We start from the raw sequence: 26,100 nt of genomic DNA on the forward strand, positions 1-26,100 counted from the left end.
CAAATGTCCTACGATCTCGTTGTCATCGGAACAGGCCCAGGCGGCTATGTTTGTGCAATCAAGGCAGCTCAGCTCGGCATGAAAGTCGCCGTTGTTGAGAAACGTAAGACCCATGGTGGTACTTGCCTGAACATCGGTTGTATTCCGTCCAAAGCTCTGCTGCATGCCTCTGAAATGTTTGAGGAAGCAAGCCATAGCTTTGAAACCCTCGGCATTAAAACTTCCAAGCCAAAAGTGGACTGGAAGGCAATGCAGGCGCACAAAGACAAAGTCATCGATGGCAACGTAACCGGCATCGATTACCTCTTCAAAAAGAACAAGATCGACGTTCACAGCGGTGTTGGCCGTGTGCTTGGCGCTGGCCGCGTAGAAGTAAAAGCTGAAGACGGCTCCACTTCCATCGTTGAGACCAAGAACATCGTTATCGCAACTGGTTCTGACGTCATGCCTCTGCCAGGCATCGAGATCGATGAGAAGACCATCGTATCTTCAACCGGTGCTCTGTCTCTGGAAAAAGTGCCTAACCGCATGACTGTCGTTGGTGCAGGCGTGATCGGCCTTGAGCTTGGTTCCGTTTACGCACGTCTCGGCGCTGAAGTGACTGTTGTTGAGTTTATGGACAAGATCCTTGGCCCAATGGATGCGGACGTTTCCAAGCAGTTCATGCGTATGCTGAAAAAGCAGGGCCTGAAGTTCAAGCTGTCCTCCAAGGTAACAGCAGTTCAGAAAAAAGGTCGCTCTCTGGAGGTGACTGTAGAGCCTGCAGCTGGTGAAGCAGCAGCTGAAACTCTGGACGCTGATGTGGTTCTCGTTGCTATCGGCCGCCGTCCTTACACTGAAGGCCTCGGCCTTGCTGAAGCAGGCGTTGAGCTGGACGAGCGCGGCCGCGTGAAGACAGACAACCACTACAAAACCAACGTTGATGGCATCTATGCGATCGGTGATGTGATTGCAGGCCCAATGCTTGCTCACAAAGCTGAAGACGAAGGCGTTGCAGTTGCTGAGATGCTCTCCGGCCAGGCTGGTCACGTAAACTATGACGTCATCCCAGGCGTTGTTTACACCTCTCCAGAGGTTGCCAGCGTTGGTAAAACCGAAGAAGAGCTGAAAGCAGACGGCATCAAGTACAAGTCTGGCAAGTTCCCGTTCTCTGCAAACGGTCGTGCAAAAGCAATGCTGCACACCGACGGTTTCGTGAAAGTTCTGGCTGACGCAGAAACAGATCGTGTTCTCGGCGTTCACATCGTTGGCTTCGGTGCTGGCGAGATGATCCACGAAGCATGTGTTCTGATGGAATTTGGCGGATCTTCAGAAGATCTGGGTCGCACCTGTCATGCGCACCCAACAATGTCCGAAGCAGTGAAAGAAGCTGCTATGGCGACATTTGCAAAGCCAATTCATATGTAATCTGAGCTGATCAGATTAAGAGAAAGCCGCTTCAGGAAACTGAGGCGGCTTTTTTTATTGGTGTATCTCCGAAAAGTGGGTACCGGTTTTCGGAAAAAGATACGCAAGGAAAAAAGTAAAGCAGCTCAAACGCTCCTACTGCAAAGCAGGCAGCTTTACTGACGGATCAGGATGTAACTGCGCGTCTTGTTGGGAATGGTTGGATCATGGTTCTCGGTCCGCACATAGGCCTGAATACGCTGACCCATTGGCCGTAGTTCAATATACTGAGCCTTAAAGAACCCACCGAACCGAAACGTCAACACACCAGAGAAACTCAACTGCCCCGCAGCCCAGCCCCATTTGCAGTCTCGGGGGGAACAGCTTGTAAAAGCACGGGCGCGAACCACCAGTTGGTTATCAATGCATTCGCCTTCCACCTCAATCTGAGAAAGCTCTTTCAGCCGTGCCTTTGGGTTCTCCCAGTTGCCCAGCTCTGCCATCTCAGATTTGCGGACTTCGCAGGCGGTTTGGGCTTGTCCTTCAGAGGCAAAGAAAGCGAATGTGCTGAACAGCGTGCACATGAACGTTGTTTGACTAAGCTTCATGACGAACGGCCCCCCGCCAGAAACGCACCTCAGAGGAAAACACTGGTGATGCGTTTAAAACAAAAGCTTGGAGCGATTTGCATGAACTCAATGAATGCACCAAACTTCAGTTCTCTCATATATCAATGTAGATGGGCTCTGTGAGGAGTAAATGCGTGTTTTATCCTATCACCCTAGGTCTTTTACGCTTTTGACGATTTCCTGAAGCTTGCGCGTAGCTTCCGCAGCACTGGGTGCCCCACAGATTGCTGAAATGACAGCAACACCATCAGCCCCAGCTTTGATCACTTGATCCGCATTGGCAAGAGAAATTCCGCCAATCCCAACAACAGGCAGCTGTGATTGAGCAGTTAAGCCAGCAAAGTTCTGCATCCCCACATCAGCTGCATCATCTTTGCTGTTGGTCGGAAAGCATGCGCCGATGCCGAGGTAATCGCAGGCTGCAATGTCCGCAGCGTCCAGCTCATCCTGAGTGCTCACCGACAGTCCAAGCAGCTTATCTGCCCCGATCAATTCCCGCGCTTTAGTGGCGTTCATGTCATCTTGTCCAACATGAACACCATCGGCATCAACGGCCAGCGCAACATCTACACGGTCATTGACGATCAAAGGCACATTGAGCGGTTTAAGCGCCTGCATCAGCCGTTCTGCCAGCTCAATCTGCTCTTTGGTGCTGCCAGTTTTATCGCGCAGTTGCACCACAGTAGCACCGTTTTGAGCGGCTGCGACTGCGATGTTGACGGGATCCTGGCCAGGGCAGTCTTGCGGCCCCAGCACTAGATATACGGAAAGATCAAGCAACGGCTTCATGCATCTCAACCCGAGCTGTTGCATTGAGGATATCACCGTTCAGCTGATAGAGACCATTGATGATATCCAACTGCAAACTTGCTGGTCCTGCGGTATCTTTCGCAGCAATCTCACCAGTTACACCGAGGAAAACCATTGCATCGACTGCAGCATCAAACGGATCATCGCAAACTGCGAGCGTTGCGCCAGTGAGGGCCGTTGCCGTGCAGCCGAGGCCAGTCACGTATGGCATCATCTTATCCCCGTTGGCGACTTCAGCAGTGCGCGTGCCGTCAGTGATGAAGTCGACCGGACCAGAGACAACAACCACAGCACCAGTCTGTTTCGCCAGCTCTTTCGCACCAGCCAGAGCAGTCTCAGAGCTATCCGTGCTATCAACGCCTTTTCCGCCTGCACCCTGACCGGCAAGTGCCATGATTTCAGAGGCATTACCGCGAATGACGCTCGGCTTATTCTCCAGCAATTCAGCAGCAAGTTTAGTGCGGAAGGTGAGGGCGCCGACAGCCACCGGGTCCAGCACCCATGGACGACCAGCCTTGTGAGCTGCAGCTGTTGCCAGCTTCATCGCCTCTGCTTGCGCAGGAGTAACGGTGCCTACGTTGACCACTAATGCCCCTGCAACACTTGCAAGTTCAGGGGCTTCCTCTGGTCCATCTACCATGGCAGGAGAAGCACCAATCGCCAGCAGGGCGTTGGCAGTGGTGTTCGCCACCACGATGTTCGTCATGTTATGGACGAGTGGACTGTTTTCACGAATTGCGGAAAGAGTTGCGCAAGCGCTTTCGACACGACCCATTTTTATCCTCGGTCTTGTTGTGCGAAAGAGAGCTGGTGTCAGGGCCTTGGCATATTGCCAGAAGAAACTGTCCCCCAACACGGTGTGAGTGCTCCCTTCGCTGGAATTATCCAGATCAGGTTCATCGAGTATGATCTCAGCCACGACACAAGTGCCGGGCACCCCGTTTCACAGCTCTGAACCTAAGGGGTCTGCCGGAGGAGATCAAGGCGATGTGGAGGAGGGGGACAACCTATCAACGGCGCGGATGTGCTTTGTCGTAGGCATCCAACAGCTGTGCACTGTTCACTTCCGTATAAATCTGCGTGGTAGAAAGGCTTGCGTGGCCCAAAAGCTCCTGAATGCTCCGCAAATCCCCGCCTTCAGACAGCAAATGCGTCGCAAAGGAATGGCGCAATGCATGGGGAGTAGCCGTATCCGGAAGCCCAAGTGCACTGCGGATTTTTTGCATGGCCAGCTGAATCATGCGAGCGTTGAGCGCTCCACCGCGAACACCGCGGAAGAGGGGCGAGTTCGCTGAAAGGTCATAGGGGCATTGATCTTTGTAAGCTTCAATAGCTTCAACGACCACAGGCAAAACCGGAACAAGCCGTTCCTTATTACCTTTACCGCGCACTTTCAAAGACTTATCGCCTTCTTTCGGTGCCGTCGCCGGTGTCAGAGACAACGCTTCAGAGATGCGAAGTCCGCAGCCGTACAGGAGAGTAAACACCGCAGCATTGCGCGCTTCAACCCAGGGAGTATCCTCGAAAGCCAGATCGCTGCTGACGATAGCTTTGGCCTCCTCAACGGGGATAGGCTTGGGTAAGCTGCGGGGAAGTCTCGGCGTACGCACCGCTGCAGCACCGGCCGCATTCACCTCGCCGCGCTCCTCCAGAAACGAGAGGAACGAGCGAATACCAGCCAGACCGCGAGCAAGCGTCCGCGTCTGCGCGCCGTCTTTCCGACGCGTTGCCAGAAAGCCGCGAAAGTCTTTTGGTTTCAACGACTCCAGATGCCGCAGAGCAACTGGCTCACCCTCATAGCTGGTCATGAAACGCAGGAACTGACGCGTGTCGCGCTCATACGCTTCCAGTGTCCGCTCAGCCAGTCGCCGTTCGGAGCCAAGATGATCAATCCAGTCTTCAATCGCTGCGGTAACATCTGGTTTGCAGATGATGAGTAAGTCTTCGCCGCTATCCAGGGAATTTGCCATTCGCCAAGTGTAAGCGCCAAATCTGGCTGAATGGTTACCAAAAGATAAACATTCACGCCTTTACGAAATGGCTGAGCAGATTTAGTCGATCACGATTGGTTCCCCGTGGTCGCTGATGATCCGGTCAATCTCCTGCCGTGCCGCCATCGCAAACCGTTTCTGGTTCTCCGTTGGGGCAACGGAATCCCCCAGAACAACGATATTCTCGTCATTAAACCGGTTCGCAGGGCCAGTGTAGTTGAAACTGCCAACAATCATGATGCTATCGTCAATCACCATAAGCTTATGATGCAGCTTGCCAATCCGGCTCGATCCGCGAACGAAGTGCAGATCAGCGCCAGCTTCTGCAAGAGGCTGCGTCGCGGCCCAATCCTGCCCGCCTTGCCGGGCGTCAAGAGCACCGCGCACCTGTCTTCCTGCTTCCATCAGCAGCAACATGGCATCATCAATGCCGGAGCTTTTGGAGAAGGTGAAGATCGCAAAGTCCACCCGTTCCTTAGCTTTCGTCATCTGTTTCGTGACTTCCATCTCCGGCGCATGGTCCGGCGCAAAGCAAACTTTCACGCGGATGTCGTCAACCACCACCTCTTTCGGTGTGTTTTCGGACTCATTCTCATCCACGCTGTAGCGGCCAAATCTTCCGCGTTTAATCTCCCTGAATTCCCGCTCAAAGATGTCAGCGACCTTCTCATCCTTGATGATAAGAAGATGGTTCAGATTGCGATGCGTGCCGGTCTCCGTGAAGTTTGTGGAGCCGGTCAGAACAGCATTGCCGTCACGAATGATGAATTTCTGATGGAATATCCGTGGGTTAAAATCCGTCCGTACCCACACTTTGGAACGCAGTAGCGCCGCATGAAGCTGGCGGTTCACCTCGTTCTCAACACGAGGGTCACTGGTATGCGGGTCATCCGCAGGCTCATCCACGCTTAGATAATCCGCCTCGGATACCACTCGCACCCGCACGCCGCGCCGTTTTGCGTTAATTATTGCGTTGGTTATGCGTTTATTGTCTATTTCTTGAATTGCTATGTCGAGACTTCGCACTGCAGCATCGATAAACGCAATAATCTCGCCCTCCAGATCATCCAGCGGATTATCCGGCAAATGATCGAGGACTGTTTTCGGACCAACGAGGAATTTCAGATTCTCGGTTTGAACTGCCATTGTACCCTCCCAGCGTCATAACATCTTACCCTAGGGTAGATGATGTGTCGGTACACAATTATGACGGTAGGAAGTGAAATTGATGGCGGGTTAGAAACCTACCGAGATAAGCGGGTTGGTGTTGCCCTGAATTTCCAAAATACGCGCATCTCGCAATTGCTCTTCTTCTGAGACTGGATCCTCAGCCATCCACTGGTTGAACATCTTCACCTCTGTCTCTGTCAACGGCATGCCATAGGTCTCCTGCATGTAGAGGTAGATCCGTGCGATATCCCCGCGTGTCTCAGCCATTGGCTCGGCAACTTTTCGTTCCCGGTCAATCTCAAAATCACAGGCGCCGTAAGTCCGATCTTCCCCTTCAATCACAGCGAGGCGGAAGTTGGAGCGATCACCATTCAACTCGCCAACCGCTGGGACCAGATTGTGCAGGTCGGCTTCCATGCGTTTGAACTCTTCATCCACCTTGGAACAGCATCGACGACCCTTGTAAGCCTTGCCCTTCTTGGTGGTGCAGGCCGGATCACCCTCTGTCCAACAAGCGCGCGTTTTGCCAAAGCGAGAGGCAGGAACGATGTGCTCCCACTCAATCCGCTTACCGCGCTTGGCATTCTTACGAGGCTCATACCCGCAGCTGTCTGCATCAACTTGCTTCTCTCCATTATAGGAGCAACCGCAATAGAAGGTCTCACGATACTCTTCTGATGGATAAATATGCTTTTCCAACAAGCGCTTGGCCTGAGAGAAACTGGTTGGTGGTGCAGCAAAAGCTGAAGCAGCCCAGAAGCAAGACAGCAGGGCAGCGAAGAGTACGATGAGTTTACGCATGAAGAGGTCTTTCGAGATCACCATCAGAAGCTGGCGCGGGAGCGTTAAGAAACTCCTGCCAACACTGTTTGACGCGGTGGATACTGGTTTGTGCCGTTCCACTTTGACCGAATGAATGGGTGTGAACCTTGCCGAGGGTGATGAAGGGGAGGGAAACAGTGCTTAGCGAAAATACAGAGCCTAAGGCTTTGCTTGTGAGGCTTTTCGGGAAATACTAGCTGCTTCTTATTTTTAATAGGGAGCAATGACAGCTAAGTGAGGAAATACAAAGAATTTCTGCAGAAAATTATGTGGGAGAATAGCTTAGGGTCTCTTCCGCAGATTTATCACCACGTGCGCAACATCCCATACGGTTCAACTGGCAACCGAGATCCAGAGGCTGTTTATACAAGCAACGTTGGTTCCTGCTCGGGGAAGCATATTCTGCTGAGAGACTTTCTCCGTGAAGCTGGATATCAGGCCGAGATCATCACGATGTTCACCTACTTCAACGAGAGCACACCTATTCATGGAAGTTTTCCGAAAGAGCTCAAAGCAATCGCTACTCGTGAGCGCGTGCCGGACTTTCACCACTATGTGCGGGTGTTAGAGCAGGGGAAATGGCTCAATCTGGATGCTACCTGGCATGATGAACTTGCGAACTTCGGTTTCAAGGTGAACCACGATTGGAGTGGCTCAAATCATACCGCGCTTGCATCAGTTGCTGAGCGTGAATACCCGGCTACGGAGAACATAATTGATTTGAAAGCAGATCTTGTCTCGAGCCTGCCTCAAGACCAGCGTGATTTACGCGCAAAGTACTTCCGGCTTGTGACGGAATGGATTGCAATACATGCATCGTAAAGCGGGAAAAGAGTGAGGCATCCGCGCTCTTAAATCCTTCGCCGAACGTTTAGCGGCGCAACTGCTCGGCCAACTCATGGATCTGATGCTGAGCAAACACCTCGACACCATGATGGCGCAAAGCAGCAGTTACAACACCGATCCCGGAACGTGTTTTCCCATCGTGGTGGCCACTATAGATAAATGAGCTCCCGCAGGATGGACTGCCATCTGTCAGCAATGCAAAACGGCAACCTGCTTCAAGGGCGGTCTTTACAGCTAAGTCAGCTCCGAGCCGAAACTGCTCGGTGACATCCCGCCCGGTGTTTTCATAAATGCTGCCGTTGCCTTCAAGCACATCGATGCCCTGTTGGCCTGCTTTTATCTCGGCTGGAGGTCGTGGAGTTTGAAAGCCCCCGGCGACTTCAGGACACAGCGGCACAAGAATGCCAGCAGTCTTCCACTCAGAGAGCAGGGTACTTTCCAGAAATAAGCCACTACCATTGTAGCGAACTGGTTCACCCAGCAAACAGGCGCTTATCAGGATCTTCTCGGACATATTATCGTAAGCTTGAATTTTGATGGGTTTGGCTGATTTGTCTGCACGATAAAACAAAAAAAGCGCAGACCGGAAGGCCTGCGCTTTTTATCATCGCTATGTGCGACGAATAAAGAGCTTAAACGATGCTCTGGCCGGTTGCAGCCCAGTCTTTCATGAAAGCTTCCAGGCCTTTGTCTGTCAGTGGGTGCTTCACGAGGCCCTTTAGGGTCGCTGGTGGAATGGTTGCAACGTCAGCGCCGATCAGCGCACAGTCTTTCACGTGGTTTGCAGTACGGATGGAAGCTGCAAGAATTTCAGTGCCAAAGCCGTAGTTGTCGTAGATCTGACGGATTTCAGCGATCAGGTCCAGACCTTCAACATTGATGTCGTCCAGACGGCCGATGAATGGAGAAATGAAGGTTGCGCCAGCTTTTGCAGCCAGAAGAGCCTGGTTTGCAGAGAAGCACAGGGTCACGTTGGTCTGAACACCTTTGTTCGCCAGCACGCGGCAAGCCTTCAGGCCTTCCAGGGTCAGAGGCAGCTTGATGCAGATGTTGTCTGCAATCGCGATCAGCTCTTCAGCTTCTTTCAGCATGCCTTCTGCGTCTGTTGCAACAACTTCAGCAGAAACAGGACCATCCACAAGCTCGCAGATTTCTGCGATGACTTCTTTCATTGGACGACCGGATTTCATGATAAGAGATGGGTTAGTGGTAACACCATCGAGAAGACCGGTTGCAGCCAGCTCTTTAATTTCGTTGGTGTCAGCTGTATCAACGAAGAATTTCATGCCAGAAAGGCTCCTGATTTCATAGCAGCCTCTCGTAGGGTATCGGAGGCCTAGGGGGTGAATTCCGGTATGTGTTTAGCCCAGAGTGCATAGAAACAACAAGAGTAAAACCCGCTAAAGCGTATTCAGAAAACACGCTCTTTCGTTTTCGGATAAGAATGCGCCTTAAAACCCGCAGATGCTCAACAAGGAATAGAGTTTCGTGAGTCAGCAACACGAGTTTTTCGGCACCAGCCAGATGTGCGAGCCTGAGGTGATAGTCCCTGTACTGGTCCCCGTCGCAGTCGCAGGTGCTTATTCCTATAAAGTGCCGGCAGATATGGATGTACGCCCCGGTTCCATCGTGCGAGTGCCTCTTGGCCCGCGTGAAGTGATTGGCGCGGTTTGGGATGGCGAACCGGATACAAAGGTTAATCCCAAGAAGCTGAAAAGCATCCTGCATGTCTACGACACGCCCCCAATTGCTGAAGATCTTAGGAAATACATCGACTGGGTTGCTGCCTGGACGCTGGGCGCACCCGGCATGGTGTTGCGCATGGTGCTGCGCTCCGAAGAAGCTCTGGAACCGGAACCGCTGCTCTCCGGTGTTCGATATATCGACGGTATGCAGCCAGACCGTATGACACCGGCCCGTTCCAAGGTGATGGAACTGGTCGAAAACGGCATGGCGTGGACCCGTCCCGGACTGGCTGGTGCGGCTGGCGTGAGCTCCTCGGTGATCGATGGGCTCAAAAAGCAGGGCGTTCTGGAAGAAGCCATGCTGCCTGCAACGCCGCCATTGCCGGATCCTGACCCAACTTTGCCGGGCCGAAAGCTGACAGATCTTCAGCAAGGCGCCGCGAATCAGTTGTGCAAAGCCATCGGCAAAGGGTTCAAGGCCTTTCTTATTGATGGGGTGACAGGATCGGGGAAAACCGAAGTCTACTTCGAAGCCGTCGCCGAGACTCTCAAAAATAATGAGCAGGCGCTGATCCTCATTCCGGAAATCGCGCTCACGACCCAATTTCTGAATCGATTTGAAGACCGATTTGGCGTCAGACCCGCCGAATGGCACTCCCAGGTGCCCCCAAAACGACGCGCAAGAACATGGCGCGGAGTCGCAAACGGCGAAGTGAAGGTCGTTGTCGGCGCGCGCTCAGCACTTTTCCTTCCTTTTCACAGGCTAGGTTTGCTCGTCGTGGATGAGGAGCATGATACAGCCTACAAGCAAGACGACCGCGTTCCCTACAACGCTAGGGATATGGCCGTTGTTAGAGGGCATATCTCTGGTTTTCCTGTGGTGCTTGCCAGTGCAACACCATCTGTGGAAAGTCAGGTAAATGCGAAACTGGGCAGATACACGAAAATCGTGCTCCCAGAGCGTGCTTCCGGTGCGGAAATGCCGACCATTAAAGGCATCGATATGCGCTGTGATGGACCCGAACGAGGCAAGTGGCTGGCTCCCGCATTGGTCAACGAAATCCAGCAAACGCTGACCAATGGTAATCAGGTTCTGCTGTTTCTGAACCGTAGGGGTTATGCCCCACTGACCCTGTGCAGAACCTGCGGCCATCGGTTCCATTGTGAAAACTGCTCAGCTTGGCTTGTAGAGCACCGCTTTAAGGGCAAGCTTGTATGCCATCACTGCGGCTATTCACAGCCTATTCCGGATAAATGTCCCGAATGTAGCAACTCCGATTCACTCGTTGCATGCGGTCCTGGAGTGGAGCGAATTGCTGAAGATGTCTCAGCGTTATTTCCCGAAGCGCGGGTGCTCGTTCTCTCCTCTGACTTACCGGGCGGCACAGAGCGCATAAATCGCGAAATGAAGCTGGTTGAAGAGGGGGAAGTCGACATTGTTATCGGCACCCAATTGGTCGCAAAAGGGCATAACTTTCCACTAATGACCCTTGTAGGGGTCGTTGATGCTGATTTGGGCCTCGCAAATGGCGATCCAAGAGCAGCAGAGCGCACTTTCCAACTTCTTGCGCAGGTGACAGGACGTGCAGGCCGAATACACGGAAAAGGTCGCGGTTTGCTTCAGACTTACAACCCTGATCAGCCCGTAATTAAGGCACTTCTCTCAGGAAATCCCGAGGAATTTTACGCTGCGGAAATCGAGTCGCGTGAAAACGCTGGCTTGCCCCCGTTCGGCAGACTCGCTGCTTTGATTATTTCGGGGCCTGACAGATCGCTCACCGAAAAATTTTCTAAATCTCTTGCAGTAAATAGTCCTAGTTCAGAAGGCGTCCAAATCCTCGGTCCGGCAGAGGCTGCAATGGCTCTTGTGAGGGGCAGATATCGCTTCCGTTTGTTGGCAATCGCGCCCCGGAGTGTTGATTTACAAGGCTTTCTGAGAAACTGGTTGTCTGTTGCACCCAAGCCAACCGGCGGTATCAGAGTGCAGGTTGATGTTGACCCCCAAAGTTTCATGTAGTGCTGCGCAGAAAGTTTGGCACCTCAATGTATGCGTTGGAATACCTACGCCATGTTGCAAGGCGGTCACGCGTGTGCTATGCGAAGCGCGGCTTTATCGGCACAGTTATCTCAGATTGTGCCATTCAAATTGAATTAGACGCGACTTATCAAGGATTTGGATTTCCGGCGAGCCAGCCGCCAGAATCTTGAATGCGCGGGAGAGCACGGATCCAGTGACTGACAACGTATCTCTCATTTCAGGCGTGGCCTTGCGTTATGCTTCTGCGCTGTTGGACCTTGCTGAGGAGCAGGGTGCGACGGCAGAGGTGGAGAAGGGTCTCGACCAGTTTGAGGCACTCTTAAACGAGAGTGCTGATCTTGATCGTCTTATCAAGAGCCCCGTTTTTAGTGCAGACGCCCAAACAAAGGCGATCTCTGCTATTTTGGAAAAGGCCGGAATTTCTGGCCTGACCGCAAATTTTGTGAAGTTGGTTGCCCAAAACAGGCGCCTCTTCGCCGTTCCAGGCATGATCCAGGCTTTCCGTGCGCAGCTCGCTGCAAAACGTGGAGAAGTTACTGCTCAAGTAACCTCTGCAACGGAACTGACTGCTGAGCATGTCGCTGCTCTCCAAGAAGCACTCAACGCTTCTACGGGCAAGAACGTGAAGATTGTAGTGAAGGTGGACTCATCCATTCTAGGTGGTCTGATCGTGAAGATCGGCAGCCGGATGATTGATACGTCACTGCGTACCAAGCTTAACTCTCTTAAGTTCGCGATGAAAGAGGTCGGCTGATGGATATTCGGGCCGCGGAAATTTCCGCTATCCTCAAGGACCAGATCAAGAACTTCGGCCAAGAAGCTGAAGTGACTGAAGTTGGTCAAGTTCTGTCCGTAGGCGACGGCATTGCCCGCGTTTACGGTCTGGACAACGTCCAGGCAGGTGAAATGGTTGAATTCCCAGGTGGTATCCGGGGAATGGCATTGAACCTTGAAACTGACAATGTCGGTGTTGTTATCTTCGGTAACGACCGTGACATTAAAGAAGGCGACACGGTAAAACGTACCGGCGCTATTGTGGAAGTTCCAGTAGGTAAGGGTCTGCTGGGTCGCGTTGTCGATCCACTCGGTAACCCAATCGACGGCAAAGGTCCGATCGAAGCTACTGAACGTCGCCGCGTTGACGTGAAGGCACCAGGCATTCTGCCTCGTAAGTCCGTTCACGAGCCAATGTCCACGGGTCTGAAAGCGATTGACGCTTTGATCCCGATCGGACGTGGTCAGCGCGAATTGGTGATTGGTGACCGTCAGACCGGTAAAACCGCAATCATCCTCGACACCTTCCTGAACCAGAAGCCTTTGCACGCATCTGACAACGAGCACGACAAGCTGTACTGCATCTACGTTGCAGTTGGCCAGAAGCGCTCAACTGTTGCTCAGTTCGTTAAAGCTCTGGAAGACGCTGGTGCTCTGGAATACTCCATCGTTGTTGCTGCAACTGCATCCGATCCTGCACCTCTGCAGTATCTGGCGCCGTTCGCAGGTACCACAATGGGTGAGTACTTCCGCGACAACTCCATGCACGCTGTGATCGGTTACGATGACCTGTCCAAACAGGCTGTTGCTTACCGTCAGATGTCCCTGCTGCTCCGTCGTCCACCAGGACGTGAAGCGTACCCAGGTGACGTGTTCTACCTGCACTCCCGTCTGCTCGAGCGTTCTGCGAAGCTGAACGAAGACCACGGCCTCGGTTCTCTGACCGCGCTGCCAGTGATCGAAACTCAGGCAAACGACGTGTCCGCGTACATTCCGACCAACGTGATCTCCATCACCGACGGTCAGATCTTCCTTGAAACTGACCTGTTCTTCCAGGGCATCCGTCCTGCGGTTAACGTGGGTCTCTCAGTTTCTCGCGTGGGCTCTTCCGCTCAGGTTAAAGCTATGAAGCAGGTTGCTGGCCCGATTAAGGGTGAGCTGGCTCAGTACCGTGAAATGGCTGCGTTCGCGCAGTTCGGTTCTGATCTGGATGCAACCACTCAGAAGCTTCTGAACCGTGGTGCACGCCTGACCGAACTGCTGAAACAGCCTCAGTTCTCCCCGCTTAAGACGGAAGAACAGGTTGCAGTTATCTTCGCAGGTGTGAACGGCTACCTGGACGACCGTCCAGTAAGCGACGTCCGCGAATTTGAAGCTGGCCTGCTGCGCTTCCTGCGTGCAGAACATGCTGACCTTCTTTCCACTATCTGGGAGAAGAAGGCACTCGACGCCGATTTGACTGACAAGCTGAAAGCTGCACTGGACGCTTACGTCAAGACCCTCGGTTAATTCGAAGCAACGGGATAAGGAACGAGAGCGCCCATGGCGAGCCTCAAGGACCTAAAAAACCGCATCGCTTCGGTCAAAGCGACGCAGAAAATCACCAAGGCCATGAAAATGGTGGCCGCGGCGAAACTGCGTCGTGCCCAGGATGCTGCAGAAGCCGGTCGTCCCTATGCTGAACGCATGGCGACAGTACTTGGCAATCTTGCAGCTGGGTTCGAAGGTCGAGATGATGCGCCGAAGCTGATGACGGGTACCGGACAGGATCAGACACATCTGCTCCTCGTCTGCACAGCAGAGCGTGGCCTCTGCGGTGGTTTCAACTCGTCAATCGCACGTCTGGCACGTGAACATGCTGATAAACTCCTTGCTGAAGGTAAGACGGTCAAGATCGTCACCGTTGGTAAGAAGGGCTACGACGCCCTGAAGCGTGGTTACAACCAGCACATTGTAGAGAATATCGAACTGCGCGGTCTGAAATCGATCGAGTACGGTGACGTCAAGCACATCGCTGACCTCGTTATGGAAATGTTCTATGACGAAAAATTCGATGTCTGCACACTGTTCTACGCGCAATTCCAATCGGTAATCAGTCAGGTTCCGACCGCAAAACAGCTTATTCCGGCACAGTTCGACTCTGCTGGTGATGCTGATAACGGTTCCTCTGAGGATGCACTGTACGAATACGAGCCGGGTGAACAGGAGATCCTTGAGACTCTCTTGCCACGCAACATCGGTATTCAGATCTTCAGCGCAATCCTTGAAAACGGTGCCTCCGAGCAGGGCGCGCGTATGGCCGCAATGGACAACGCAACGCGCAACGCCGGCGAGATGATCGACAAACTGACAACGACGTACAACCGTCAGCGTCAGGCACAGATCACGACGGAACTGATTGAAATTATTGCGGGCGCGGAAGCGCTCTGACCGAGTTGAGACGAGGATTTAAGTGATGGCTGACACGAAAGTCGGACAGATCACGCAGGTAATCGGCGCTGTTGTCGACGTTCACTTCGATGGTGAACTCCCTGCAATTCTGAACGCTCTGGAAACTGACAACGGCGGTAACCGTCTGGTTCTCGAAGTTGCTCAGCATCTGGGCGAAAACACAGTACGTACAATCTGCATGGACGCTTCCGAAGGTCTCGTCCGCGGTCAGGAAGTACGTGACACTGGCGAACCTATCGCAGTTCCAGTTGGTGACGGCACTCTGGGCCGCATCATGAACGTGATTGGTGAGCCTGTTGATGAAGCTGGTCCAATTGAACATGATGCCAAGCGCGGCATCCACCAGGAAGCTCCTGCTTTCGTAGAGCAGTCTACAGAAGCTGAGATCCTTCCAACCGGTATTAAGGTTGTTGACCTTATCGCTCCTTATGCGAAGGGTGGTAAGATCGGCCTGTTCGGTGGTGCGGGCGTTGGTAAAACAGTTCTCATCATGGAATTGATCAACAACGTTGCTAAAGCACACGGCGGTTACTCTGTATTCGCTGGTGTTGGTGAGCGTACTCGTGAAGGTAACGACCTTTACTGGGAAATGATCGAGTCCGGCGTTAACAAGGAAAAAGGCGGCGAAGGTTCTAAAGCTGCTCTTGTTTACGGTCAGATGAACGAACCTCCAGGAGCACGTGCACGTGTTGCTCTGACTGGTCTGACCATCGCGGAAGATTTCCGTGATAAAGGCCAGGACGTTCTGTTCTTCGTGGACAACATCTTCCGCTTTACCCAGGCTGGTGCTGAGGTGTCCGCACTTCTCGGCCGTATTCCTTCTGCTGTGGGCTATCAGCCTACACTTGCTACCGACATGGGCGGCATGCAGGAGCGTATTACGACCACTTCCAAGGGTTCTATCACTTCCGTACAGGCCGTTTACGTTCCTGCGGATGACTTGACTGACCCTGCACCTGCTTCCACATTTGCTCACTTGGACGCGACAACGGTTCTTAACCGTGCGATCGCTGAAAAAGGCATCTACCCTGCTGTGGATCCACTGGACTCTTCCTCTCGTATGCTTGACCCGCGCATTATCGGTGACGAGCACTACGAAGTTGCGACAGCTGTTCAGGAAACACTTCAGCGCTACAAGTCACTTCAGGACATCATCGCCATCCTTGGCATGGATGAACTTTCTGAAGAAGATAAGCTGGTTGTTGCGCGCGCACGTAAGATCGAGCGCTTCATGTCCCAGCCGTTCTTTGTTGCTGAGGTCTTCACTGGTTCCCCAGGTAAACTGGTTGCGCTCGAAGACACCATCAAAGGCTTTAAAGGCCTCGTTGCTGGTGAATACGACCACCTGCCAGAAGCTGCATTCTACATGGTTGGCTCTATGGATGAGGCAATCGAGAAAGCTGCGAAACTGGCTGAGGACGCTGCTTAATCTCGGTTCTTTTGAACCGGTGACTTCTTTGGGTGGCGCATAACCTGCGTCACTCTTAGAAACGGATAGAGGATGAGCTAAATGGCTGAAGCATTTCAGTTTGAGCTAGTATCACCAGAGCGCCTTCTGCTCTCAGCTAAGGTTACCGATGTAACTGTACCTGGTTCTGAAGGTGAGTTTGGTGTTGGCGCTGGTCACTCGCCGTTCTTGTCAACCATGCGTCCGGGTGTTGTTAAAGCGCTCAGCGAAGATGGTTCCAAGCACGATTACTTCGTGCGGGGTGGTTTTGCTGACGTTTCCGCGTCTGGCATGACTGTTCTGGCGGAACAGGCGATCCCGATGGCCGATCTTGATGCAGGTTACATCGCACAGCAGATTCAAGATGCGAGTGAAGATGTAGCTGATGCAAAGGACGAAGATGCACGTCAGGCTGCACGGCTGGTACTTTCCCAGCTGCAGGAGCTGCAGGCAGCCCTCAAAGCTTCCTGATTGCATTTCGATGCCAAGAAAAACAAAAGCCTCGGCAGTGCCGAGGCTTTTTTGTATCTGCAGTGCAGATTAAACAGGGCCTGCGATTTATAGCAAAATGCATAAGGGCGCAGGGAAGGGGTACACAGCCCAGTTGATTAGGCTGCGATCCGCTTTTTATTAGCTGCCGCATTAGCTGCGCGCATTTCCTCAGCACGTGCTTTACGCTGCTCAGGTGTTTCATAAACAATCGTGCGATGATACTCGCAGTAGGAGCCATTCTCAGCGCGGTTGGTGCATGGGAAAGTGTAACTTCCGCTGTCGCCTTCAGTCCACTTGCACTGGCCCGCTTTCGGCATAACTGGTGCTTTCATCTACCTACCCTTGTTCTTTGGAGCCATAGATCAAAGCCTGCATGCACGCGGGAGGAGCGTGAAAGCCATGCTCGCCGTTGGATCAATGGAACCATTTTTGATTATGGGATCACCGGAATTTTCTTTTGCTGCATTAAAAGCAGACAAATTTACCGGACGGGAAAAAGATTATCTCTCCCCTTTCCAAATAGCCAGATATTTTTAGCTGTGTAAAAATGCTTACACAAGAAAATCTGGATAGAAAATTTTTCTGATTTTGAAATTTGCAAGTAAAACAATCAGATAGCAATTGTCATGTGTATGCACCAATATTAACCACCGCGAGAGTTCTACGGAAACATTGTGGTTTCTGCGCCAAATTGATTCATCAATTGTGGCGAATTATGGCTTTTCGGAGTGTTTGCCTAGTATGCCACCCGCACTGTGAAGTGCCTCCGGGTCATCCAAATCACGCCGCGCTGCTTCGCCAACTTCTACGGTGTAAACCACTGATGGGTTCTGCTGGATGATAGGCTTGCCGCCAATGTCCCCGCGCAAGCAAAGCAAATCCTCAAAGAAGGCCCGATCCCACAGCACCGGATTGCCACGCTTTCCCCGTGTTGTCGAAACACCAATCAGCTGATCCTGCGTCACACTTCGGCTCTTAAGCAGCGTGTTGATGTCCTCTGTCGAAATAAACGGCATGTCACCAAGCAGGATGAGCGCAGAATTCGACTGCTCAGCCACGCCTTCAACGCCCTTTTTGATGGAGGATGAAATGCCCTCATCGAAGTCAGCGTTATGGCGGAATCGGATTGGGAGACCGGAAAGTGCTTCTTCCACCTTGGAGGCCATCGCACCGGTCACCACAATCAACTCACTCAAGTCACTGGCAAGCGCGTGCTCAGCAACATGCCTCACCACCGGCTTCCCATCAATCAGAGCCAGCAGCTTGTTGTGCTGTCCCATGCGAGAAGAATTACCCGCTGCAAGCAACACACCGCTGCAAACAGTTTTATCCGGATCTTCAGAGAGGGGATGGTCTCTCGGCTGCGGGCGGCTATGGATCTCTTTCAGAAGCCCACCCACACCCATAGACATGATGTCTCGGCGTGTGACGCTGATATCAGCCAGCAAACGCTGCAGGATCCAGTCAAAGCCGTTCTCCTGCGGACTACGTGCACACCCCGGCGCACCAATCACCGGCGTGCCGTCAAGGTCGCCAAGCACAAGCAGATTGCCCGGATCAACCGGCATCCCGAAATGAACCAGCTCTCCCCCAGCTGCCTGAATAGCCGCCGGGATAACATCTCCCTGATCCACCACAGCGGAAGCACCAAACACAACCACCAGATCCGCATCCCGAACCTGCTCCGTGTTCAACACGTTGATCAAAGCCGCCTCATCATGAGGCACACGAAGATCAGCAGAGATTGTGCTGTCTGCAATGTCCAGCCGCTCCTGCAACACACGCAGGCTCTTCGTGATCGTCGTCTCTTTCAGATGCGGCAGCGTCGTTGAAATTACGGCAACCGACTTCGGAGAATACGCAGCGATTGAAATCGCAGCAGAGATCTTCTCCGCCGCCTCTTGTGCCAGCTGCTGATCCACCGCCAGCGGAATGATCTTCGCCGTCGCCAGCATCCGTCCTTCACGAACTTCCGTGAAAGGCGGCAGGCAAGCAAAGGTGATGGCAGGATCAATCAAGTTGGCTTCCGTCACCTTCTCCGCGTCAACCTGCAAAACACCGCTGTGTGTGGCGTAAAGATTCGCACGCCCGGTAAACGGGGTAGAAGCAGACACAGAATCCCCGCAGGCATGATTGGCCAGCAGCGCCGCCGCCTCATCCTCATGCAGGTCCGTGTCCTCTACTTGAGCAACGGTTACGTCAGCAAACCCAGCAGCAATCAGCTGGTTGACGTCTTCCACAGTCAGCTGATGCCCCTTGGAGAAGGAAAGGCCATTATGTTTGATGGAGTGGGCGAGGTAGCACTCAATGCTCTCTTCGGCTGCTCTGCTTCCAAATTTCACGTCAGCCCGCCTTCTTCTGCTCTGCTTTGGTGCCGTGCAAGGTCACGATAATCTCTGCCAGCACAGCGACTGCAATCTCGGCAGGGTTCGCCGCGCCAATATCAAGCCCAATCGGCGCCTTGATGCGGGCAAGGTCATCTTCACTCAGGCCAGCCGCCAGAAAACGCTCACACCGCTTTGCATGGGTCTTCCGGCTCCCAAGAGCGCCTACATAGAAGCAGCCTGCTTTGAGCGCTTCCATCAGCGGCAAATCATCAATCTTCGGGTCGTGGGTAACAGCAGCCACTGCCGTGAAAGGATCCAGCTTCAACTGATCCATCACCTCTTCCGGCCACTCAGCCAGCAACGGCACATGCGGGAACCGCTCTTCCGAGGCGAAAGCAGTGCGTGGATCAACGATGGTGATGTCAAATCCGGCAGTCTGTGCAATCGGAACCAGCGCTTGCGTTATATGAACTGCGCCAACAACCACAATACGCGTCGCTGGCACCTGCATGCTCAGGAAGTACTCTTCACCGGCTGCCGACTGAACCTGACCGGACTTGCCACTGCGAACACCACTTTCAAAAGCATCCGCCAGCGCAGAATCCTCTGCATCATCTCCGTAGAGCATCACAGAGGACAATCCGGTTTCCAGATTGGTTAGCAGCGCAACAGGCTGGCGCTGCGCTTTAGAGGCGTTTAGCAGACGGATATGACCATGATCAGCTTCAGAGGTCAGCGGCTGCAGATAAACACCGATCTTACCACCACAGGAAAGCCCTACACGCCACGCTGTCTCATCGGCAACGCCAAACTCAATCTTGCGCGCTTTGCCGTCTTCCAGCACTTCCATGGCCTCAGCCACCACAGCACCTTCCACACAGCCACCTGAAACCGAGCCTTCAAACTCACCATTGCCATCGATGATGAGATGACTGCCCACCGGACGCGGTGCAGAGCCCCAGGTTTCAATAACCGTGGCGAGAACCAACAGGCGACCTTCATCCTGCCAGCGTTCAGCAACACCAAGGACATCGAGATTTTGGGCTAGTTCTTGAGGCAGGGTAGCAACAGACATGGCAGGCTCGCGAATAATTAGGGTCTCTCGACGCATTCCGGGAACGGGCAAACTGACGTCCCTAGAGAATACGCCTAAATAGAATGAGGAGCCTAGCCTGCTTCTTCAAGGGGATGCAACAACAGAACAGTGTTCATTAAAACAAAAAAAGCGCCGGAACTTTCGCTCCAGCGCTCCTTCGGGGGATTGATGCCGATTACTCAGCAGCAATCTTGGTAATTGGACCCGCATTCAGAACCAGATCATCAACGTGATCCTGGAAGATCTGGAAGTTCGCAGCGAACATGTCGACCAGCTTTGCAGCCTGTACGTCATACTCGGATGGATTGCTCCAGGTGCTCCGTGGATCCAGAATGCTGGTATCAACACCTGGGACAGCAACAGGAACCATAAAGCCGAAGTTTTCGTCCTTACGGAACTGGGCAGCGTTCAAAGAGCCGTCCAATGCAGCGCGAAGCAGTGCACGGGTCTCTTTGATTGGCATACGGTGGCCAACACCATACGCACCGCCAGTCCAGCCGGTGTTTACAAGCCAGCAGTCAACATCGTGCTCACGGATCAGGTCCTTCAGCAGAGCACCATATTCTGATGGATGACGCGGCATGAACGGCGCACCGAAGCAGGTGGAGAATGTCGCCTGCGGTTCAGTCACACCACGCTCAGTGCCAGCAACCTTCGCCGTGTAACCGGAAAGGAAGTGGTACATCGCCTGCGCACCGGAAAGCTTCGCAATTGGAGGCAGAACACCAAACGCATCAGCCGTCAGCATGATGATGTTTTTAGGATGCGCTGCGCGGCCAGTCTCACTCGCGTTTGGAATGAAGTGAATTGGGTAAGAGCAGCGGGTGTTTTCAGTCTTGGAGCCATCATCAAAGTCAGGAACACGAGCTTCATCCAGTACAACATTCTCAAGAATGGTGCCGAAGCGCTGCGTGGTCGCAAAAATCTCTGGTTCAGCTTCTGCAGAAAGACGAATGGTCTTCGCGTAGCAGCCACCTTCAAAGTTGAAGATGCCATCCGGCCCCCAGCCATGCTCATCATCACCGATCAGCGTACGGGACGGATCAGCGGAAAGCGTGGTCTTACCAGTGCCGGAAAGGCCGAAGAAGACAGCTGCATCATCGTTATCGCCAACGTTCGCGGAGCAATGCATCGGCATCACACCATCCTCTGGCAACATGTAGTTCAGCATGGAGAAGACGGACTTCTTCATTTCACCAGCATAAGCGGTGCCAGCGATCAGAACGATCTTGTTGGTCAGATCACAGGCAATAACCGTTTCACTCCGGCAACCATGACGCTCTGGATCAGCCTTGAAGCTTGGCAGATCGATGATGGTCATCTCTGCTTCAAAGCTCTTCAGGTCTTCGCGGGACGGGCGAAGGAGCATGTTGCGGATAAAGTGGTTGTGCCAAGCCAGCTCGTTATAAACGCGAACGTTCAGCTGATGCGCAGGGTCAGCGCCTCCATAAAGGTCCTGAACATACAGCTCCATGCCTTCAGCATGGGCCAGCATGTCGTTCAAAAGCACGTCGAAGTGCTCGGTGGTCATTGCACCGCTGTTGTCCCACCAGATCGTATCTTCGGTCTTGGCGTCACGAACAACAAACTTGTCTTTAGGAGAGCGTCCTGTGTGAGTACCTGTTTCTGCACAAAGTGCGCCGCCCGCGGCGATCTGTGCTTCACCATTCCTGATAGCATGCTCATAAAGTTCAGCTTCGGTCAGGTTCCAATACACACTCTTGAGGCCCTTCAGTCCGAAGGTGTCACACCCAAACGCGGAATTCCGTAGTCCGAACTCTTTCATGTTCAGTAGTCCTTAATCGGCTCACAATTTACCTTGCGTCATTCAATGGCATCGCGCCAGTGAATTTAGCGATAACGCCCCTTGGATGGGGCAGTCATACTTAGAAAAGCAAGACCAGAAATCCTGCGTTTTTCTATTAAACCGATTGAAATAAGACCTTTTGCTGGCATAGATTTATTTTGCTTATAAAAATAAACTCGCGGCAAACTTGGTTTTCACTTTTAAGCGTTTAACGATACACTTCATGAAGAACACGTGGCACTTGGCAGGCGAAACTTTGTCAAAAGTGGCGCTAAATAAGGAAATTTTCCAAATACCTTGCTATAACAGCGTTTTGCCGCATTTCAGGATTAGGGATCGCGCAAGTTAATCTCAAATCCAAACAATGTAGCGAAGCGTGCAAGAGAGGAATAAGGTCTCTGATATGCCAACGATTGCTCTGGTCGATGATGACCGTAACATTTTGACATCCGTCTCGATTGCGTTGGAAGCCGAAGGATATCGGGTCCAAACCTATACGGATGGAACAGTAGCACTGGAAGGGCTCCAGGCTGATCCGCCGGACCTTGCCATTTTTGATATCAAAATGCCACGTATGGATGGAATGGAGCTGCTGCGCCGTTTCCGCCAGATGTCCGATCTGCCAGTGATCTTCCTGACGTCCAAAGACGACGAGATCGATGAGTTGTTTGGCCTCAAAATGGGCGCTGACGACTTCATCCGTAAGCCATTCTCTCAACGCCTGTTGGTTGAGCGTGTAAAGGCTGTGCTGCGTCGTGCTGCGCCTCGCGATGCTGCAAGTGCTGCCACCGAAACCTCCAAGCTGCTGGAGCGTGGCAATCTGGTGATGGATAAAGAACGCCACACCTGCACATGGCTCGCCAAGCCAGTCACTCTGACTGTAACCGAGTTTCTGATTCTCTTTGCTCTTGCTCAGCGTCCGGGCGTTGTGAAAAGCCGTAATGCCCTCATGGATGCGGCCTATGACGATCAGGTCTATGTTGACGATCGCACCATCGACAGCCATATCAAGCGTCTTCGCAAGAAGTTCAAAGTGGTTGATGATGACTTTGATATGATCGAAACACTCTACGGTGTAGGTTATCGCTTCCGCGAAAACTAATCGCACGCGGCCCGTTGGTCGGGCTGTCTCAGAGTTGGAAAAAGCTCAAGAGCAAGCGTTCCTGAGAATTCGATAAGAGCGAATGTCGGACAAAAAAGAAGAACAAGAGCGGGAAGACATCGAAGCTGCAGAAGCTTCTGAAACTCTTGATCCGCAACACACAGGTGCGTTCCGATGGTTGGGACGCAGGCAAGTGCGCCAACGCGTCTTCACGCGCTGGATCTCGCTTGCTGGCACCTATGTCTTTTCTTCTTTGACACGCCGTATTCTGGTGCTCAACCTCGTCGGTCTTCTGGCGATGGTGATCTCCATTCTGTATCTGAACCAGTTTCAGGCCGGACTGATTGATGCACGCGTTCAGTCACTGTTGGTTCAGGGTGAGATCATTGCAGGCGCCATTGCGGCTTCAACGACAAGTGACGGTGATTCTCTCATGGTCGACCCGGAGCAGCTGCTGCGTCTGGAAGCCGGAGAATCAACCAGTGCCCGCTCGACGCTCGGAAGCCTCGACTTTCCAATCAATCCTGAGATCGTAGGCCCAATCCTCAGGCGACTGATCTCGCCCACAAAGACACGAGCGCGGATCTACGATCCTGAAGGCATGTTGATGCTGGATTCACGCCAGCTCCACGCCCAAAATCAGATTTTCCGCTTCGATCTGCCACCACCGGACGAAAGCACCGATCCCTTCTTCCAGAAGATGTGGGAGGAGCTGAAGCTCTGGATCCGTCGTGGCGAGTACCCGCCTTATAAAGAAGTAGGCCGCACCGAAGGCCGCGAGTACCCTGAAGTAGAAGCTGCACTGGCTGGTTCTCCAGCTTCCGTGGTGCGCGTCGGCGCCAAAGGTGAGATGGTTGTCGCCGTTGCTGTGCCAATTCAGCGCTTCCGCGGTGTTCTAGGCGCGCTCCTCCTGTCGACGCAGGGCGGAGACATTGACGACATCGTCGCCGCAGAGCGCAACGCGATCCTGAAGATCTTTATCGTCGCCGCCGTTGTGGTGATGATCCTCTCCGTTCTGCTCGCAGGCACCATTGCTGGCCCGGTTCGCCGTCTGTCAGAAGCCGCGCAGAAGGTGCAGTCCGCCATCAACACGCGTGAAGAGATCCCGGAATTCGAAGATCGCTACGACGAGATCGGCCATCTGGCGCGTGCACTGCGAAACATGACTAAGGCTCTGTATGGCCGTATGGACGCCATCGAAAGCTTCGCAGCAGACGTTGCCCATGAGCTGAAGAACCCGCTTACCTCGCTCCGAAGTGCAGTTGAAACACTGCCGCTGGCGAAAACAGAACAATCCCGCGAACGCTTGTTGGACGTCATCCAGCATGACGTGAAGCGACTGGACCGCCTCATTACCGATATCTCCGAGGCCTCACGCATCGATGCCGAGATGTCCCGTGCAGAATCTCATGATGTCGACATTGCAACCTTGCTGAATGCCGTTGTCTCCATTGCCAACGAACGGGCATGTGATGAAGTTGCCCATGTGGACCTGAAGTTTGATCCTGCTAAGCCAGAGAACAAGTTCCAGATCCACGGCAATGATCAGCGCCTCGGCCAGGTCATCAATAATCTGATCGACAATGCCCGTTCCTTCGCGCCAGAAGGTACGCCGGTCACGATCACGGCCAAGCGCAAGAGCAACCAGATCATCATCTGGGTTGAGGATTGCGGCCCAGGCATCAAGGAAGAGCTCCGCGAACGCGTGTTTGAGCGCTTCTATACGGATAGGCCTGAAAACGAAGGCTTCGGCAATAATTCCGGTCTGGGGCTTTCAATTTGCCGCCAGATCATCGAAGCTCACAGAGGTGAGATCTCGGTGATGAACCGAACCTCTGAGGAAGCTGGGCAGGAGCAGAAAGTTCTAGGCGCCCGCTTCGTAATCAAGCTGAGGGCGAAAACAACCTCATGACCACACTGGATCAGAAGCAAAGTGTACAGGCAGCAGAAGGTCAGGCGATACACGCCACCTGTCTGGTGGTTGGCACGAAAGGCATTCTGATCCGTGGCCCCTCAGCAACCGGCAAGTCCGCTTTGGCGCTGGAATTGATACAGCGTGCCCACCTGAAAGGCAGCTTTGCAGCCTTGGTTGCAGATGATCGCGTCTATATTGCTGAGAAAAATGGTCGCTTAATAGGCTCTTGCCCAAATTCAATTAAGGGAAAGGCCGAGCTGCGTGGTTTCGGCATTGTCGAGGTTCCCTATCTTGATACGGCAGTAATCCATATGGTTTTGGATCTGGAAGCCCGAGAGGAAATCGACAGGTTGCCGGAGGAGCAGGCGCTAACCTGTGAACTTTGCTCAGTCAAATTAATTCGACAGCAAGTACCGAAGGAAGATCATTTAGCGGCTCTTCGGCTCGCAAATGCACTTATTTTTACTAATCCAGTGCACAACTATTAGCCCTCTGTGTATGAGCATGCTGATTTTTCTTGCACTGCAGCGTGTCCTTCAACAAAGTAGGATTGGAATAACCATAGAGTAGACACTCTGTTAGTTCGCGGGAAATATATGATTGGTCTAGTTCTTGTCACCCATGGTCGGTTGGCAGAAGAGTTCAAATCGGCTCTTGAGCATGTTGTAGGTCCACAGGACCGGGTAGCAACCATCTGCATCGGCCCCGATGACGATATGGAACAACGTCGTCAGGATATCCTGCGTTCAGTAGAGGCTGTCAACGATGGCTCTGGCGTCGTCCTTCTTACCGACATGTTTGGCGGTACACCTTCTAATCTCGCTATCTCTGTAATGGATGGTGGTAGCGTAGAGGTCGTAGCTGGTGTAAACCTGCCGATGCTCATAAAACTGGCAAGCGTTCGCAACGAGAAATCGCTTGCCGAAGCGGTAGAAGAAGCCCGCAGCGCAGGACAGAAGTACATCTCCGTAGCTTCGCAGGTTCTGTCCGGGCAAGGCTAAGAAAATATGGATGAATGCACAGTGCTAGCTCGCGACCTGACCATCGTGAACACCCGTGGTTTGCACGCGCGCGCCTCAGCCAAGCTGGTCAAGCTGGTTGAGACTTTTGATGCCGATGTTAAAGTCTCCAAAGACGGACAGACAGTAGGTGGAACCTCCATCATGGGCCTGATGATGCTTGCAGCCAGCCCGGGATGCTCCATCCACGTTGTCGTTACCGGCAATCAGAAAGAAGAAGCCCTCTCCGCGATCACGCATCTAGTAGAAGACGGCTTCGGCGAGAGAGACTAAGCAATTCGAGCGTTTCGAGG

The 26,100-nt window shown here is 53.0% G+C and carries 25 protein-coding genes and 1 riboswitch; of the genes, 13 read left to right on the forward strand and 12 right to left on the reverse strand.

Annotation, left to right across the window (positions count from 1 at the left end; all coding sequences use genetic code 11):
* The first annotated feature begins 3 nt into the window (after window positions 1–3).
* Window positions 4–1,407 (forward strand): dihydrolipoyl dehydrogenase, encoded by a 1,404-nt coding sequence (gene lpdA, locus PJE062_RS08420; RefSeq protein WP_008548440.1) that lies wholly within the window; start codon window positions 4–6, stop codon window positions 1,405–1,407.
* Window positions 1,408–1,562: 155 nt separating this feature from the next.
* Here lpdA and PJE062_RS08425 read toward each other — a convergent pair whose 3' ends face one another.
* The 6 genes from PJE062_RS08425 to PJE062_RS08450 all read right to left on the reverse strand — a co-directional run bounded on the left by PJE062_RS08425 (window position 1,563) and on the right by PJE062_RS08450 (window position 6,787).
* Entirely contained in the window at window positions 1,563–1,994 is a 432-nt protein-coding gene (locus PJE062_RS08425) for a hypothetical protein (protein WP_008548639.1), read from the reverse strand.
* A gap of 168 nt (window positions 1,995–2,162) precedes the next feature.
* Window positions 2,163–2,804, reverse strand: coding sequence for a thiamine phosphate synthase (gene thiE / locus PJE062_RS08430; RefSeq protein WP_037036386.1), 642 nt, complete (start codon window positions 2,802–2,804; stop codon window positions 2,163–2,165).
* Window positions 2,788–3,600, reverse strand: coding sequence for a hydroxyethylthiazole kinase (gene thiM / locus PJE062_RS08435; RefSeq protein WP_008548321.1), 813 nt, complete (start codon window positions 3,598–3,600; stop codon window positions 2,788–2,790). Before thiM ends, thiE begins: the two co-directional genes overlap by 17 nt.
* A 75-nt stretch (window positions 3,601–3,675) precedes the next feature.
* Window positions 3,676–3,776: riboswitch (TPP riboswitch) on the reverse strand.
* 59 nt (window positions 3,777–3,835) lie between these two features.
* The gene (locus PJE062_RS08440) at window positions 3,836–4,795 is read right to left on the reverse strand and encodes a tyrosine recombinase XerC (RefSeq protein ID WP_008548504.1); all 960 of its coding nucleotides are present in this window, start codon (window positions 4,793–4,795) and stop codon (window positions 3,836–3,838) included.
* A gap of 81 nt (window positions 4,796–4,876) precedes the next feature.
* Complete coding sequence (locus PJE062_RS08445) at window positions 4,877–5,962, reverse strand: phospholipase D-like domain-containing protein (protein ID WP_008548429.1); 1,086 nt, start codon at window positions 5,960–5,962, stop codon at window positions 4,877–4,879.
* A 90-nt stretch (window positions 5,963–6,052) separates the two neighbouring features.
* Window positions 6,053–6,787 (reverse strand): endonuclease, encoded by a 735-nt coding sequence (locus PJE062_RS08450; RefSeq protein ID WP_008548485.1) that lies wholly within the window; start codon window positions 6,785–6,787, stop codon window positions 6,053–6,055.
* A gap of 288 nt (window positions 6,788–7,075) precedes the next feature.
* Between PJE062_RS08450 and PJE062_RS08455 the strand changes: the two genes are divergently transcribed.
* On the forward strand, window positions 7,076–7,630 hold the full coding sequence (locus PJE062_RS08455; protein ID WP_037036387.1) for a transglutaminase domain-containing protein: 555 nt from the start codon (window positions 7,076–7,078) through the stop codon (window positions 7,628–7,630).
* Window positions 7,631–7,679: 49 nt separating this feature from the next.
* Here the strand turns inward: PJE062_RS08455 and PJE062_RS08460 are convergent, their stop codons facing one another.
* Together PJE062_RS08460 and fsa are read right to left on the reverse strand one after the other, a co-directional pair.
* The gene (locus tag PJE062_RS08460) at window positions 7,680–8,168 is read right to left on the reverse strand and encodes a DUF523 domain-containing protein (protein WP_208982220.1); all 489 of its coding nucleotides are present in this window, start codon (window positions 8,166–8,168) and stop codon (window positions 7,680–7,682) included.
* A gap of 118 nt (window positions 8,169–8,286) precedes the next feature.
* Entirely contained in the window at window positions 8,287–8,940 is a 654-nt protein-coding gene (gene fsa / locus PJE062_RS08465) for a fructose-6-phosphate aldolase (protein ID WP_008548819.1), read from the reverse strand.
* A gap of 238 nt (window positions 8,941–9,178) precedes the next feature.
* Between fsa and PJE062_RS08470 the strand changes: the two genes are divergently transcribed.
* The 6 genes from PJE062_RS08470 to PJE062_RS08495 all read left to right on the forward strand — a co-directional run bounded on the left by PJE062_RS08470 (window position 9,179) and on the right by PJE062_RS08495 (window position 16,520).
* On the forward strand, window positions 9,179–11,356 hold the full coding sequence (locus tag PJE062_RS08470; RefSeq protein ID WP_037036388.1) for a primosomal protein N': 2,178 nt from the start codon (window positions 9,179–9,181) through the stop codon (window positions 11,354–11,356).
* A 214-nt stretch (window positions 11,357–11,570) separates the two neighbouring features.
* Window positions 11,571–12,131 (forward strand): F0F1 ATP synthase subunit delta, encoded by a 561-nt coding sequence (locus tag PJE062_RS08475; protein WP_008548376.1) that lies wholly within the window; start codon window positions 11,571–11,573, stop codon window positions 12,129–12,131.
* Complete coding sequence (gene atpA, locus PJE062_RS08480; protein ID WP_008548515.1) at window positions 12,131–13,660, forward strand: F0F1 ATP synthase subunit alpha; 1,530 nt, start codon at window positions 12,131–12,133, stop codon at window positions 13,658–13,660. The genes PJE062_RS08475 and atpA overlap by 1 nt, the downstream gene beginning before the upstream one ends.
* A gap of 33 nt (window positions 13,661–13,693) precedes the next feature.
* Window positions 13,694–14,581 carry a F0F1 ATP synthase subunit gamma gene (locus PJE062_RS08485; protein WP_008548310.1) on the forward strand — a complete coding sequence of 296 codons (888 nt, stop codon included), beginning with the start codon at window positions 13,694–13,696 and terminating at the stop codon, window positions 14,579–14,581.
* A 25-nt stretch (window positions 14,582–14,606) separates the two neighbouring features.
* The gene (gene atpD, locus PJE062_RS08490; protein WP_014283519.1) at window positions 14,607–16,031 is read left to right on the forward strand and encodes a F0F1 ATP synthase subunit beta; all 1,425 of its coding nucleotides are present in this window, start codon (window positions 14,607–14,609) and stop codon (window positions 16,029–16,031) included.
* An 81-nt stretch (window positions 16,032–16,112) separates the two neighbouring features.
* Complete coding sequence (locus PJE062_RS08495; protein WP_008548358.1) at window positions 16,113–16,520, forward strand: F0F1 ATP synthase subunit epsilon; 408 nt, start codon at window positions 16,113–16,115, stop codon at window positions 16,518–16,520.
* Between the two features lie 137 nt (window positions 16,521–16,657).
* On the opposite strand, the gene PJE062_RS08500 is transcribed toward PJE062_RS08495, so the two are convergent.
* The 4 genes from PJE062_RS08500 to PJE062_RS08515 all read right to left on the reverse strand — a co-directional run bounded on the left by PJE062_RS08500 (window position 16,658) and on the right by PJE062_RS08515 (window position 21,750).
* Window positions 16,658–16,873 carry a hypothetical protein gene (locus PJE062_RS08500; RefSeq protein WP_014283520.1) on the reverse strand — a complete coding sequence of 72 codons (216 nt, stop codon included), beginning with the start codon at window positions 16,871–16,873 and terminating at the stop codon, window positions 16,658–16,660.
* Between the two features lie 381 nt (window positions 16,874–17,254).
* Window positions 17,255–18,883, reverse strand: a complete 1,629-nt coding sequence (locus PJE062_RS08505; RefSeq protein ID WP_008548551.1) for an NTP transferase domain-containing protein — start codon at window positions 18,881–18,883, stop codon at window positions 17,255–17,257.
* Between the two features lies 1 nt (window position 18,884).
* Window positions 18,885–19,943 carry an XdhC family protein gene (locus PJE062_RS08510; protein ID WP_008548246.1) on the reverse strand — a complete coding sequence of 353 codons (1,059 nt, stop codon included), beginning with the start codon at window positions 19,941–19,943 and terminating at the stop codon, window positions 18,885–18,887.
* Between the two features lie 196 nt (window positions 19,944–20,139).
* A complete protein-coding gene (locus PJE062_RS08515; RefSeq protein WP_037036393.1) occupies window positions 20,140–21,750 on the reverse strand; it encodes a phosphoenolpyruvate carboxykinase in 1,611 nt (536 codons plus the stop codon).
* A 424-nt stretch (window positions 21,751–22,174) separates the two neighbouring features.
* On the opposite strand from PJE062_RS08515, the gene PJE062_RS08520 reads away from it, so the two are divergent.
* From PJE062_RS08520 to PJE062_RS08540, 5 genes are all read left to right on the forward strand, one after another.
* Entirely contained in the window at window positions 22,175–22,873 is a 699-nt protein-coding gene (locus PJE062_RS08520; RefSeq protein WP_037036395.1) for a response regulator transcription factor, read from the forward strand.
* An 82-nt stretch (window positions 22,874–22,955) separates the two neighbouring features.
* On the forward strand, window positions 22,956–24,785 hold the full coding sequence (locus tag PJE062_RS08525; RefSeq protein ID WP_008548424.1) for a sensor histidine kinase: 1,830 nt from the start codon (window positions 22,956–22,958) through the stop codon (window positions 24,783–24,785).
* Window positions 24,782–25,276: an HPr kinase/phosphorylase gene (locus PJE062_RS08530; protein WP_008548390.1), complete on the forward strand. Its 495-nt coding sequence runs from the start codon at window positions 24,782–24,784 to the stop codon at window positions 25,274–25,276. Before PJE062_RS08525 ends, PJE062_RS08530 begins: the two co-directional genes overlap by 4 nt.
* 108 nt (window positions 25,277–25,384) lie before the next feature.
* Window positions 25,385–25,789 (forward strand): PTS sugar transporter subunit IIA, encoded by a 405-nt coding sequence (locus PJE062_RS08535; RefSeq protein ID WP_008548522.1) that lies wholly within the window; start codon window positions 25,385–25,387, stop codon window positions 25,787–25,789.
* A gap of 6 nt (window positions 25,790–25,795) precedes the next feature.
* The gene (locus PJE062_RS08540) at window positions 25,796–26,080 is read left to right on the forward strand and encodes an HPr family phosphocarrier protein (RefSeq protein WP_014283527.1); all 285 of its coding nucleotides are present in this window, start codon (window positions 25,796–25,798) and stop codon (window positions 26,078–26,080) included.
* Window positions 26,081–26,100 lie beyond the last annotated feature (20 nt).

It is taken from the genome of Pseudovibrio sp. JE062 (genome assembly GCF_000156235.1).
In the GTDB taxonomy this organism is placed as follows: domain Bacteria; phylum Pseudomonadota; class Alphaproteobacteria; order Rhizobiales; family Stappiaceae; genus Pseudovibrio.